This window comes from Tepidanaerobacter syntrophicus, from assembly GCF_001485475.2.
Classification (GTDB): Bacteria; Bacillota; Thermosediminibacteria; order Thermosediminibacterales; family Tepidanaerobacteraceae; genus Tepidanaerobacter; species Tepidanaerobacter syntrophicus.
The window spans coordinates 351,280-364,456 of sequence record NZ_DF976999.1 but is presented as its reverse complement, the minus strand read 5'-3'; the positions used below and the strand labels follow the sequence as shown (position 1 = coordinate 364,456).

Genomic DNA, 13,177 nt, shown 5'->3' with positions numbered 1-13,177 from the left:
GCTTTGTTAGCTTCAATCGGCGGGTATCTGCTGATCTTTCTTGCTCGTGTGTCTGATGTTTCCCTGTCAACCGTCAGAACACTGATGATTGTCAGAGGAAAGGGAGTCATAGCAGGCTGCATAGGATTTTGCGAAGTTATCATATACATAACCGCGCTTAACAAAGTGGTAAATAGCCTGGACAATCCTTTAAACCTTCTGGCTTATGCATTGGGTTTTGCGACAGGAAATGTGGTAGGAAGTTTTATCGAAGAAAAACTGGCAATAGGCTTGATGACAGTTCAGGTTATTACAGAACGCGAGGATCTTTGTTTACTGATTCGAAATATGAATTTTGGTGTTACAGTTTTGGAAGGCAAAGGAAAAGAAGGGCCAAAAAAGGTCCTTATTGTATCTTTACCGAGGAAGGACCTTGACAGCCTTTTGAAGGTCATAGAGGAAAATGACAATTCCGCCTTTGTTACCGTTATGGATACCAGAGCGACAAAAGGCGGATATTTTAGGCGTACCATCAAAGAAAAATAGGACTGTTGAAAGATTTAGAGAGGATGATATTTTTTTGCAAAGAGCAGATGGAAGGGCTTATGACGAAATAAGGCCCATAACTATAACAAGACATTTTAACAAATATGCAGAGGGTTCAGTGCTTATCGAAGCCGGAGATACGAAAGTAGTCTGCACAGCTACGGTAGAGGATAAAGTTCCTCATTTTCTCAGAGGAAAGGGGCAAGGCTGGATAACTGCCGAGTACTCTATGCTTCCCAGGGCCACAGGTGTTCGAAATGTGCGGGAGACACTAAGACCCAGCGGCAGAACTATGGAAATCCAAAGACTTATAGGCAGGGCACTGCGGTCAGTAGTTGATCTTACTGCATTAGGCGAAAGAACTATATGGCTTGATTGCGATGTACTTCAAGCTGACGGAGGTACGCGAACGCTTTCAATAACCGGGGCGTTTATTGCTATGGCAGATGCCGTAAAGACCTTGATTGACAGTAAAACAATTGAGGCAAGTCCCATCAGAAGCCATGTGGCGGCTATTAGTGCCGGCATTGTAAATGGCTATAAGATGCTTGATTTGAATTTTGAAGAGGATTCATGCGCCCAAGTAGATATGAACATGGTTATGACCGATAAGGGGCAGATAGTAGAGATACAGGGAACGGGAGAGGCATTTCCTTTTACTAGGGAAGAATTAAATGATCTGATGGATCTTTCATTTAAAGGCATCTCTGAACTTATAAGGATACAAAAACGGATACTGGAGGATATTTAGAGAAAAGGCCTATGGAACTGGTGATTGCTACAAAAAACAAAGGCAAATTTTTAGAGTTTCAAAGAATGCTGGAGGATATTCCTGTAAAGCTCATGTCGCTGGAGGATTTTCCGGAGATTGAAATTACCGAAGATGGCGCAACTTTTGAGGAAAACGCCCTTTTAAAAGCTAAAATAACTTGCACAAAAACCGGGATGCCGGCATTGGGAGATGATTCCGGCCTTAGAGTGCAAGCACTTTCGGGAAGGCCCGGGGTTTTTACGGCCCGGTATGCGGGGCAGGGGGCCTCTGACAAAGATAATATTGAAAAACTCCTTAACGAACTTAAGGATGTACCTTTCGAAAAAAGGCAAGCTGAATTTGTATGCGTGCTGGCTCTTGTGCTGCCTGATGGAGGGACCTTTATTGAGGAAGGAAAGTTGGAAGGATACATAGCTTTGGAGCCTGCAGGGTGCGACGGATTTGGTTATGATCCGATTTTCTTTGTCCCACAGTTGGAGAAAACCCTTGCTGAAGCAGGACCTCAAGCAAAGGATGCAATTAGTCATAGGGCAAAGGCCATAAAGAAAATGAAGACACACCTTATAAATATATCTCAAGGAGGCAAAGCTTGAAAATAGGAGTGCTTAGCGACACTCATGGCATGAAGAACGCTACACAAAAAGTCTTGGAATACATGAGTGAAACGAATAAAGAAATTGATACCATAATTCATGCAGGCGATTTAGTATCTGATGCAAAATTTATTGAAAGATTGGGATACAAGGTATACTGTGTTGCGGGAAATTGCGATCCCATAGGTATAGCACCTGCTGAAAGACTTATAGAAATTGAAGGAAAAAAGATTTTTCTGGCTCATGGCCATACTTATCAGGTAAAATATGGCGTAAATAAGCTTTTGGAGCGAGCAAAGAATCTTTCAGCCGAAATCGTTATATTTGGCCATACTCATATTCCCGAAAACTTAAAAGTTGCCGGAGTGCTGCTGTTTAACCCCGGCAGCGTAACTTTGCCAAAGCAAGGCGGACCGGGGACTTTCGGGATTTTGGAAATTGCCAGAAAAGATGTTTTTGCGCACCATGTGCAGGTCAAATAACGGGTTTGAAATACCGGAGAAATTATGTTAAAATTATCTTGACGCAAAAAGTTATTTAATGTATACTATAGATTGTCTCAAAGATGACGGGGCATAGCGCAGTTTGGTAGCGCACATGGTTTGGGACCATGGAGTCGGGGGTTCAAATCCCTCTGCCCCGACCATGCGGGAATAGCTCAGCTGGCTAGAGCGTCAGCCTTCCAAGCTGAATGTCGCGGGTTCGAATCCCGTTTCCCGCTCCATCTTATCAATGCGCCCGTAGCTCAGCTGGATAGAGCAACGGACTTCTAATCCGTGGGTCGGAGGTTCGAATCCTCTCGGGTGCGCCATTGTGGTGGGTATAGCTCAGCTTGGTTAGAGCGCCAGATTGTGGCTCTGGAGGCCGTGGGTTCGAATCCCACTATCCACCCCATAATTTTATCGCAAGTTATTAAATTTTATTTTTTAATGGGGCGTAGCCAAGCGGTAAGGCACAGGACTTTGGCTCCTGCATCGTAGGTTCGAATCCTGCCGCCCCAGCCAAGGGTCATTAGCTCAGGCGGCAGAGCACCTGACTTTTAATCAGGGTGTCGGAGGTTCGAGTCCTCCATGACCCACCATGCGGGCATGGCGGAACTGGCAGACGCGCCAGACTTAGGATCTGGTGGATTTATCCCATGGAGGTTCAAATCCTCTTGCCCGCACCATTTTATTACATTTTAAAATTTGCGGGTTTAATACCTCGGTTTTCAAACGCCGAGGTGTTGTTTTATTAAAAATTGTTCTTGGAATGCACAATTTTTTTATGCTATAATATAGCTAATTGCACAAATGAAAGATAAAATCTTATATTTTTTTGGCGATCGCAAGGAGGAGCATAATGAAGGTTAATCTGGAAAAGATAGAAAAAAATACTGCTTACTTGAGCTTTGAAGTAGATGCAGACAAACTTGAAGAGGCAATCGAGCAAGCATATCGAAAGAATGCTAAGCGTTTTGCAGTTCCCGGTTTTAGAAAGGGAAAGGCTCCAAGAAAGCTTATCGAAAGACACTATGGCGTAGAAGTGTTTTATGAAGATGCACTACAAATTCTACTGCCTAAAGCTTACGAAAAAGGCATTGAGGAATACAACCTTGAGCCGGTAGACGAGCCCAAGTTCGATGTTCAGCAGATCGAAGCCGGAAAGCCGGTGCTTGCTACGGCAGAAGTTGTGGTAAAGCCGGAAGCCAAGGTTAATAAATACAAAGGCCTTGAAGTAGAAAAGACTGTTTACGAAGTAACCGAGGAAGAAGTGGAAGAACGGCTCAAAATGATGCAGGAACAAAATGCACGTCTTGTGGCTGTTGAAGACAGACCGGCTCAAGATGGAGATATAGTTACTATAGACTTTAAAGGTTATATAGACAATGAGCCTTTTGAAGGCGGAAGTGCGGAAAACTATGTTCTAAAATTAGGTTCCGGTTCATTTATTAAGGGTTTTGAGGAACAAATCATCGGAATGAAGCCCGGCGAAACCAAAGACATAACCGTTACATTTCCTGAGGATTACGGCTCAAAAGAACTTGCCGGCAAAGAGGCAGTTTTTAATGTAACCTTAAAAGAAATAAAAGTAAAAGAACTTCTTCCGCTAGACGATGATTTTGCAAGTGATGTCAGCGAATTTGATACATTAGAAGAACTGAAAGAAGACATCAAAAAGAAACTTCAAGAGGATGCAAAATCCAAAGAAGAAAGATCCCTTAGAACCTCTATTATAGATAAACTAATAGAAGAAACAGAAGTTGAGATTCCTGACGTAATGATAGACCATGAAACTGACAATATTATTTTAAGGCTTGCAATAAACTTAAGGGATACCTTCGGATATGACCTTTCCACATATCTTGAGTCTACAGGCATGAGCCTTGAAGACTTAAGAGAACGTTACAGAGATGCGGCAGTGCGCAATGTAAAAACATCTCTGATATTTGAAGAAATAAGAAAAGCAGAAAATATTACTGTAAGCGATGAAGAGTTGGAAGAGAAAATAAAGGAATTTGCTGAGTCTTCCAAGACGCCTGTGGAAGAATATAAGAAGTCGCTAACTCCTCAGGGCATCGCACAGATAAAGGATATGATTTTAACAGATAAGATTTTCGATCTAGTTATAGAAAACGCTGTTATAACTGAAAAAGTGGAAGATAAAATAAAAAATGATATAATAGAATCAGAAGAAGTAAAAGATGAAGTAAATACTGAAGATGAAAATGCAGCAGCCGAAACTGAAAATGAAAGCATCCCGGAGAAGACGGAAGAATAAAGGAGGTTGGTTAAATTGAGTTTAGTACCTATGGTTGTTGAGCAAACAAGTCGCGGCGAAAGAGCTTACGATATCTATTCACGGCTTTTAAAAGAGAGAATTATATTCTTAGGGTCAGCAATTGATGATACAGTGGCCAGCCTTACCATAGCCCAGCTATTGTATTTGGAATCAGAAGACCCGGATAAGGATGTGCGCCTTTACATTAACAGCCCCGGCGGTTCTGTAACGGCAGGACTTGCTATTTATGATACAATGCAGTATATTAAACCTGATGTGTCTACTATCTGTATGGGACTTGCCGCCAGTATGGGAGCAGTGCTGCTTGCGGCAGGAGCTGAAGGCAAGCGCTTTGCACTGCCTAATTCAAGAATCATGATTCACCAGCCCTGGGGCGGAGTCGAAGGGAAGGCGGTTGATATAGAAACACATGCAAGGGAAATTTTGCGCTTAAGAGAATTACTAAACGAAATCCTTGCAAAACATACGAAACAGAGCATTGAAAAAATTCAAAGTGATACAGACAGAGACTATTTTATGTCGTCAAGTGAAGCTCTTGATTACGGCTTAATTGACGAGGTGATTAGTAAGAGGAGTTAAAAGCCGGAAAGGAGTGAACAGATTATGTTTAAATTTACCGATGAGAAAGGGCAGCTTAAATGCTCGTTTTGCGGCAAAACCCAAGATCAGGTAAGAAAGTTAGTAGCAGGTCCCGGTGTATATATTTGTGATGAATGCATCGAACTTTGCAATGAAATAATCGAAGAGGAATTTGGCGAGGAGACCGAGATAAATTTTACAGATGTTCCTAAACCTCATGAAATCAAAAGCATCCTGGACCAATATGTAATAGGGCAGGAGCAGGCGAAAAAGACGCTTTCCGTAGCAGTATACAACCACTATAAGAGGATAAACTATCAGAACAAGACGGATGATGTGGAACTTCAAAAAAGCAATATAGTGATGTTGGGACCTACCGGAAGCGGCAAAACCCTTCTGGCCCAGACCCTTGCAAAAATACTAAATGTGCCTTTTGCCATAGCTGACGCTACAACTCTCACAGAGGCAGGCTATGTAGGCGAAGATGTGGAAAATATCCTCTTAAAGTTGATTCAAGCAGCGGACTACGACGTAGAAAGAGCAGAAAGGGGCATCGTCTATATTGACGAGATAGATAAGATAGCGCGCAAATCCGAGAATCCCTCTATAACCCGGGATGTATCCGGGGAAGGCGTGCAGCAGGCCCTACTAAAGATATTGGAAGGTACGGTAGCCAGCGTTCCGCCTCAGGGAGGACGCAAACATCCGCACCAGGAATTTATCCAAATAGATACTACCAATATATTGTTCATATGCGGCGGTGCCTTTGAGGGTATCACCGATATTATTCAAAACAGAACAGGTAAGAAGTCTATGGGATTTGGAGCTGAGATTCACAGCAAGAAGGATATGGAGGTAGGAGAAATCCTGCAGCAGATAATGCCGGAAGACTTGCTGAAATACGGCATGATACCTGAGTTTGTAGGTAGGCTTCCCATAATTGTGACACTTTCCGCCCTTGATGAAGCTGCGCTTATAAAGATACTGACAGAACCAAAGAACGCACTTGTCAAACAGTATCAAAAACTTTTTGAAATGGATAACTCGCAGTTAGAATTTACTGATGAAGCCTTAGAAGTTATAGCAAAAGAAGCCATAAGAAGAAAAACAGGAGCAAGAGGCCTAAGAGCAATACTTGAAGAAGTTATGATGGATGTTATGTATGAACTTCCATCGAGAAGCGATATTGCAAAATGCGTCATAACTAAAGAAGTAATACTCAATAGAGATGAACCTATTATTGTTACATCAGATAGAAAAAAGGGCAAAAAGAAAGAAGTAACGGCATAAGTGAATAGAACCTAAAGGGGCGGGCAAATGCTGTCGCCCCTATTTTATTGCGAAAATTTGCCGTTTCAGTTATAATAAAATTAAAAGAATAGAGAGCAAGGGTGAGAGAGGAGATTTGCCATGATGGTCGTTTTTGACCCTGAGATAGAGCACAGGGTTATGGTCTGCGTAACGCCCCAAAAAAGTTGTGAAAGATTGATAAAGCGAGGCGCTGAAAGGGCGCGTGAGTGCAACGGCCAATTCGTAGTAATATATGTAAATAAAAAACAAGCCCTCAATAAAGACTTGAAAGATCATAAGATTTTACTGGAGCTTTTTGAGCTTGCAAAAAAGCTGGGAGGCACAGTTTCCATCCTCACCGGCGAAGAAGTATATACAACACTTGCAAACTTTTCGAAAGAAAATAAAATCACACATATAATCGTGGGTAAATCCTTAGGATCTGCTTTTGATGCGCAAAAAAGCGGTGAAGTCATAAATCCGCTGCGCAGCGCTGTTGAAAAAAATGGAATTACGGTAGAAGTCGTAGACTGAGTTTTTGGCGAATATTCAGGCACACCTTGTTTATTCGCTTATTTTTTTACATTAAAAGAGGATTTAGCAGTTCGAAGTTGAAATAATATATACTAGATTACTCGATTTTGCGACAGGAGGATATGAAATGGATGATTTTATAAAAGCTAACGAAGAGGAACTTGTAAAAGCTGTTTGCAATATCATAAAAATAAAAAGCGTAAAAGAAGAGCCAAAAGAAGGCATGCCCTTTGGAGAGGGTCCGGCAAAAGCTTTACAGTATGCCTTAGGTCTTGCGGAAGGCTTCGGCCTTGAGACTAAAAATCTTGACAACTATGCAGGATGGGCGCAGCTGGGAAGCGGAGACGAAATAGTTGGGGTACTGGTGCATCTTGACGTAGTGCCAGAAGGCAGCGGTTGGTCCTATCCCCCTTACGGCGGCGAAATATGTGATGGTAAAATATATGGAAGAGGCGCCATCGATAACAAAGGGCCTACCATGACAGCGCTTTTTGCTTTAAAAACACTTAAAGATGCCGGAGTAATCCTTAATAAAAGGGTTCGCGTAATTTTTGGCACTGATGAAGAAAGCGATTTTGAATGCATGAAATACTATAAAACTCATGACGAACCTATAACCATGGGATTTTCGCCAGATGCTTCCTATCCTATAATAAACGGTGAAAAAGGCATTTTAACGTTTTCTTTTGCCGCATCCCTTGAAAGCAAAGAAGAGGGTGACGGCATAAAAATACTTTCAATAAAAGGCGGAACCAGACCTAATATGGTGCCGGATTATGCAGAAGCCGTGATATTAGGCGATATAGATGAAGTCAAAAATGCTATCGATACTATAGGTAAACAAATAGGAGGAAACTTTGAGGTAGCCCAGGAAGGCGACAAGATAATCATAAACTCCTATGGCATCTCTGCCCATGCCAGCAGACCCGAAACCGGCAAAAACGCCATTATGCTGCTTGTAAGGCTTCTTGGAAGTATGAATATATGCGGTCCAAAGGCCCCTTTTGTAAGATTTTTAGATGATAAAATAGGTCTTGACACCACAGGATGCGGTTTAGGTGTAGATTTTAAGGACGAAATCTCAGGTCCCCTTACACTAAATGTGGGCATCGCTGATATAGGGGCAGAAAATGCCGCAGTCACCATAAATATTCGCTATCCTATTAAATATACCGGCGATATGGTAATCAGTGAAATTAGAGAACATACTCCGGAGCCTATACAAATTACCGATATTCACAACAAAGAGCCCCATTACGTGCCGGAAGACAACATATTAATACAAAAGCTGAAAAAGGCTTATGAGAAAGTTACCGGGGAAAAGGCCTACTGCTTTACTATAGGCGGGGGCACATATGCCAGGATGTTTGACAACTGCGTGGCATTTGGTCCCAGCTTTCCAGATGATGAGGATTTAGCACACCAGAAGGACGAATACATAAAAATAGACACATTATTTAAAAACTTACGTATTTACACATATGTGTTAAAAGAGCTTGCCGAATAAGGCGGCGGGCAGGCTCCTATGCGCAAGGAGGCATATAAAAATGAAAGTAAGGAAAGTAGACGACCCATATATCGACCAACTTTTTGAGGCCATATTGCTTTTGGAAGACAAAGACGAATGCTACCGATTTTTTCAGGATATATGCACGGTAGGAGAACTGCAGGCCATGGCCCAGAGGCTGCAGGTTGCAATCATGCTCAAAGAGGGCCGCACATATACCGATATTGCCGAAGCCACAGGAGCCAGCACTGCCACTATAAGCCGCGTAAAGCGTTTTTTGCACTATGGTTCGGACGGCTACAATCTTGTACTCGAAAGACTTGAAAAGTCGCGTAAGCAAGAAAATTAACGTGGTCGTCACGTTTCTTTTTTATCAGGAGGTTTTCAATGAATTTTTTAGATAATTTAAATCCGCAGCAGAAAAAAGCGGTTACACATACAGGAGGGCCTCTCTTGGTTCTTGCAGGAGCAGGCAGCGGCAAGACTAGAGTTCTTACTTACAGGATAGTTTATCTTGTAAATAATCTTGGCGCAGACCCCAAAAACATAATTGCTATAACCTTTACAAACAAGGCTGCTCAAGAAATGAAAGAAAGAGTAAATTCAATGCTTCCCCAAAGCGATGACATACTAATTAGCACATTTCACTCCGCTTGTGTGCGGTTTTTGCGCGGGGATATCGATAAGCTGGGTTACAAAAGAAACTTTATAATTTTTGATACTCAAGACCAGCAGGCACTTATGAAACAATGCCTTAAAGCACTGAATATCGACGACAAAAAATTTCCGCCTTCCGCAGTCCTAAACTATATAGGAAGGGCAAAGGATCGCCTAATGGAACCTGCAAAATGCGTAGACAAGGCAGAAAACTTTCGTGAAAGCACCATGGCAAAAATATATATGCTCTATCAAAAAAAGCTCCAGGAAAACAATGCCTTAGATTTTGACGATATCATAATGAAGACCGTAGAGCTTTTTAGGACATTTCCACAAGTACTTGATTACTACCAGAATCGATTCAAATATATCTTGGTCGATGAGTATCAGGATACAAACATGGCTCAGTATGAGCTGATAAAACTAATGGCGGCAAAGCACAGAAATCTTTGTGTTGTAGGCGATGATGACCAGAGTATATACAGCTTTCGAGGAGCCGATATTAGAAATATATTAGAATTTGAAAAAGACTTTCCCGATGCGACAGTAATAAGGCTTGAGCAAAACTACCGGTCAACCCAAACCATCCTGGATGCGGCAAACGAAGTTATAGATCACAATTACAGCAGAAAAAAGAAGAAGCTTTGGACACAAAACAACAAAGGCGAAAAAATCACCCTGGCAGAACTTGATAATGAGCTTGAAGAAGCGTATTTCGTTGCTTCAAAGATCAAAGAACTGACATTTGAAAGCGGCATGAACTTTAAAGATATAGCGGTGCTTTATAGGACTAACGCTCAATCTCGAGTTTTGGAAGATGCTTTTGTGAAAACCGGTATTCCTTATAAGATAATCGGTGGATTAAAGTTCTATCAGCGAAAAGAAGTAAAGGATATCTTGGCATATGTAAGACTTGCAGCAAATCCCTCTGATGATGTAAGCCTTACAAGAATAATAAATGTCCCGAAGCGAGGAATAGGAGAGGCTACAGTTGCAAAAGTGAGAGCTGTGGCAGAAGAAAATGGAATGAGCATATTTGATGCCATAAAGAATATAGATGAGCTGCCGATTTCGGCATCTATTAAATCCAAGCTTTCTAAATTCCTTGCAATGATAGAAGACTTTATAAACACCTCAAAGGAAATGAGTATAGCAGGGCTAATGGAATATATTCTAGAGAAAACCGGCTATATGAAAGAATTAGAAAACGAAAACACACCTGATGCAATAAGCCGTGTAGAAAACCTTCAAGAAATGATAGGCGCCGCAAGAGAGTTCGAAGAAAGAATGCCTGATGCTCATCTGGAAGATTTTCTAGCAGAGCTTGCACTGGTATCTGATGTGGATAATATGCAAGATGAAGAAAATACAGTAGTCTTGATGACGCTGCATAGTGCAAAGGGGCTAGAATTTCCTGTGGTTTTTCTAACAGGAATGGATGAAGGCATATTTCCCCATTCCAGGTCACTTACAGAAAGCAGCCAGTTGGAAGAAGAGCGCAGGCTTTGCTATGTAGGTATTACCAGAGCAAAACAAAAGCTTTATATAACAAGGGCATGGAGCCGAAATCTCTACGGCAACACCTCTTATTACATGGCATCAAGGTTTTTAAAGGAAATTTCACCGGAGTATTTAGATACCGGTGAAAGCAAAGAAGAAGAGAGCAAACCTGCCAAATCTTATTTTAAATCTGGCGAAGTTTACGAAAAGCCCAAGCCTGTGGGAACATTAAAACCGGGCGATAAGGTAAAGCATGCAAAATGGGGAGAAGGCGTAGTTGTTGATATAGAAGGCATGGATGAGGATGCAGAGGTTTTCATTAATTTTCCTGATATAGGCGAAAAGCACCTTATTTTAAAGTATGCGCCGATAACCAAGGCGTAAATCGGAAAAAGGAAGGGTGAATCTTTTGGACATAAAAGAGGCCGAAAAACGGATAAAGGAACTGAGAGAGCAAATCAACTACCACAACTACCGCTATTATGTGTTGGATAGTCCTGAAATTACCGATGCCGAATATGATAAACTCATGAGAGAGCTAATTGCCTTAGAAAAAAAGTTTCCTGAACTTATAACCCCTGACTCACCTTCTCAGCGAGTGGGCGGCGAGCCCCTGCCTTATTTTGAACGTGTAACCCACAGGGAGCCCATGATAAGCCTTGCCGATGCTTTTGACGAAGGAGAGCTTCGGGATTTTCACAGGCGGGTTACGGAAACAGTAGGCGATAATGTAGAATATGTAGTTGAACTTAAAATTGACGGCCTTGCAATTTCCCTTACCTACGAAAATGGCCTTCTTGCGACGGCAGCCACCAGGGGAGACGGCATAGTAGGTGAAAATGTAACTCAAAATGTAAAGACAATAAAAAGCGTGCCTCTTCGGCTTCGGGTGCCGCCGGAGAAGACGCCTGCCATAATAGAGGTTCGAGGCGAAGTTTATCTTTCAAAAGAAGGCTTTAAAAAGCTTAATGAGGAAAGAGAGGAAGCAGGACTTGCGCCCTTTGCAAACCCCCGCAATGCGGCAGCAGGTTCCATACGGCAGCTTGACCCGAAAATTACTGCTCAAAGACCCCTTTCTACCTTTATGTACGCCCTGGGATATGTAGAGGGAATAGAATTTACCACACATCTTGAGGTACTGGAATATTATAAGGAGTGCGGTTTTAGAGTAAATGAACATATAAGGCTTTTTAATAATTTTGATGATGTAGTAAACTATTGTATGAGCTGGCAGGAAAAGCGGCATTCACTGCCCTATGAAATAGATGGTATGGTGATCAAGGTAAATTCCTTAGAATTCCAAAGGATACTTGGATCTACCGCCAAAACACCCCGTTGGGCCATAGCCTATAAATTTCCAGCGGAACAAAAGGAATCTGTAATCAAGGATATCATTGTAACAGTTGGAAGAACGGGAGTTCTAACACCTAACGCAGTGCTGACTCCTGTGCGGATAGCAGGCTCTACCGTCAGCAAAGCTACATTGCACAATGAAGACTATATAAAGGAAAAAGATATACGGATAGGCGATCATGTCATAGTTCAAAAGGCAGGAGACATCATTCCGGAGGTCGTGGCAGTAATTAAAGAAAAGCGAACAGGAAATGAAAAGGAATTTAAAATGCCGACACATTGCCCGGAGTGCGGAGCTGAAGTTATAAGGCTACCGGATGAAGTTGCATATAGATGTACCGGCGTTGCCTGCCCTGCCCAGATACGCCGGCGAATTATACATTTTGCATCAAGGGATGCCATGGATATCCGAGGACTGGGGCCTGCCATTGTTTCACTTCTTCTTTCTGCAAATCTTATAAAAGACCCCTCTGACTTATATTTTCTAAAGAAAGAAGATTTGGTTTCGCTGGAGCGGATGGGCGAGAAATCCGCAAGCAATCTTATTGAAGCGATTCAAAACAGCAAAAAGCAGCCCTTGAACCGGCTTATATATGCACTGGGTATACCCCTTATCGGCTCAAAAGCAAGCCTTACACTGGCACAGGAATTTAAAACGATGGACAGACTTCAAAATGCCACTCACGAAGAGCTGACACAAATTCCTGAAATCGGGGACAAAATGGCTCAGAGCATAATTGCTTTTTTTGCGCAAGAGCAGACAAAGCGAATGATACAGCGGCTAAAAGAGGCCGGTGTAAATATGACGTATGAAGAAAAAGCCGGTCCAAAGCCTCTTGAAAACCTTACATTTGTCTTAACCGGAGCCCTTGAAAAATACAGCCGCGCCGAAGCCCAGGCCATTATTGAAAGTCTTGGAGGCAATGTGACAAGCAGTGTCAGCAAGAAAACAGATTATGTAGTAGTTGGAAAAGACCCCGGATCAAAATATACCAAAGCATTGGAACTAGGAGTTAAAATATTAAATGAAGAGGAATTTGAAGAATTAATTTCGAAGGCTAAATAAAAATTGCGGGAGGGCGAAGC

The 13,177-nt window shown here is 42.1% G+C and carries 12 protein-coding genes and 7 tRNA genes; all 19 read left to right on the top strand.

Annotation, left to right across the window (positions count from 1 at the left end):
- The first annotated feature begins 3 nt into the window (after window positions 1-3).
- The 19 genes from TSYNT_RS02625 to ligA all read left to right on the top strand — a co-directional run bounded on the left by TSYNT_RS02625 (window position 4) and on the right by ligA (window position 13,157).
- Entirely contained in the window at window positions 4-525 is a 522-nt protein-coding gene (locus tag TSYNT_RS02625) for a DUF2179 domain-containing protein (RefSeq protein WP_059031586.1), read from the top strand.
- Between the two features lie 34 nt (window positions 526-559).
- Complete coding sequence (gene rph / locus TSYNT_RS02620; protein WP_059031585.1) at window positions 560-1,276, top strand: ribonuclease PH; 717 nt, start codon at window positions 560-562, stop codon at window positions 1,274-1,276.
- Window positions 1,277-1,287: 11 nt separating this feature from the next.
- Complete coding sequence (locus TSYNT_RS02615; protein WP_059031584.1) at window positions 1,288-1,890, top strand: XTP/dITP diphosphatase; 603 nt, start codon at window positions 1,288-1,290, stop codon at window positions 1,888-1,890.
- Window positions 1,887-2,372 carry a metallophosphoesterase family protein gene (locus TSYNT_RS02610; protein WP_059031583.1) on the top strand — a complete coding sequence of 162 codons (486 nt, stop codon included), beginning with the start codon at window positions 1,887-1,889 and terminating at the stop codon, window positions 2,370-2,372. The genes TSYNT_RS02615 and TSYNT_RS02610 overlap by 4 nt, the downstream gene beginning before the upstream one ends.
- 87 nt (window positions 2,373-2,459) lie before the next feature.
- Window positions 2,460-2,536 (top strand) — tRNA-Pro (locus TSYNT_RS02605).
- Between the two features lies 1 nt (window position 2,537).
- Window positions 2,538-2,614: transfer RNA gene (locus TSYNT_RS02600), tRNA-Gly, on the top strand.
- 10 nt (window positions 2,615-2,624) lie between these two features.
- A tRNA-Arg gene (locus tag TSYNT_RS02595) sits at window positions 2,625-2,701 on the top strand.
- Between the two features lie 5 nt (window positions 2,702-2,706).
- A tRNA-His gene (locus TSYNT_RS02590) sits at window positions 2,707-2,784 on the top strand.
- A gap of 36 nt (window positions 2,785-2,820) precedes the next feature.
- Window positions 2,821-2,894: transfer RNA gene (locus TSYNT_RS02585), tRNA-Gln, on the top strand.
- Between the two features lies 1 nt (window position 2,895).
- Window positions 2,896-2,971, top strand: a tRNA-Lys gene (locus TSYNT_RS02580).
- Window position 2,972: 1 nt separating this feature from the next.
- Window positions 2,973-3,058 (top strand) — tRNA-Leu (locus tag TSYNT_RS02575).
- 173 nt (window positions 3,059-3,231) lie between these two features.
- Window positions 3,232-4,650 carry a trigger factor gene (gene tig, locus TSYNT_RS02570; protein ID WP_059031582.1) on the top strand — a complete coding sequence of 473 codons (1,419 nt, stop codon included), beginning with the start codon at window positions 3,232-3,234 and terminating at the stop codon, window positions 4,648-4,650.
- 15 nt (window positions 4,651-4,665) lie between these two features.
- Window positions 4,666-5,250, top strand: coding sequence for an ATP-dependent Clp endopeptidase proteolytic subunit ClpP (gene clpP / locus TSYNT_RS02565; protein WP_083497612.1), 585 nt, complete (start codon window positions 4,666-4,668; stop codon window positions 5,248-5,250).
- Between the two features lie 24 nt (window positions 5,251-5,274).
- Window positions 5,275-6,540, top strand: a complete 1,266-nt coding sequence (clpX, locus tag TSYNT_RS02560) for an ATP-dependent Clp protease ATP-binding subunit ClpX (RefSeq protein WP_059031580.1) — start codon at window positions 5,275-5,277, stop codon at window positions 6,538-6,540.
- Between the two features lie 120 nt (window positions 6,541-6,660).
- A complete protein-coding gene (locus tag TSYNT_RS02555) occupies window positions 6,661-7,074 on the top strand; it encodes an adenine nucleotide alpha hydrolase family protein (protein ID WP_059031579.1) in 414 nt (137 codons plus the stop codon).
- Window positions 7,075-7,201: 127 nt separating this feature from the next.
- On the top strand, window positions 7,202-8,581 hold the full coding sequence (pepV, locus tag TSYNT_RS02550) for a dipeptidase PepV (RefSeq protein WP_059031578.1): 1,380 nt from the start codon (window positions 7,202-7,204) through the stop codon (window positions 8,579-8,581).
- Window positions 8,582-8,621: 40 nt separating this feature from the next.
- A complete protein-coding gene (locus tag TSYNT_RS02545; RefSeq protein WP_059031577.1) occupies window positions 8,622-8,930 on the top strand; it encodes a YerC/YecD family TrpR-related protein in 309 nt (102 codons plus the stop codon).
- A gap of 38 nt (window positions 8,931-8,968) precedes the next feature.
- Window positions 8,969-11,122, top strand: coding sequence for a DNA helicase PcrA (pcrA, locus tag TSYNT_RS02540; RefSeq protein WP_059031576.1), 2,154 nt, complete (start codon window positions 8,969-8,971; stop codon window positions 11,120-11,122).
- Between the two features lie 25 nt (window positions 11,123-11,147).
- The gene (gene ligA / locus TSYNT_RS02535; RefSeq protein ID WP_059031575.1) at window positions 11,148-13,157 is read left to right on the top strand and encodes an NAD-dependent DNA ligase LigA; all 2,010 of its coding nucleotides are present in this window, start codon (window positions 11,148-11,150) and stop codon (window positions 13,155-13,157) included.
- Window positions 13,158-13,177: the final 20 nt, after the last annotated feature.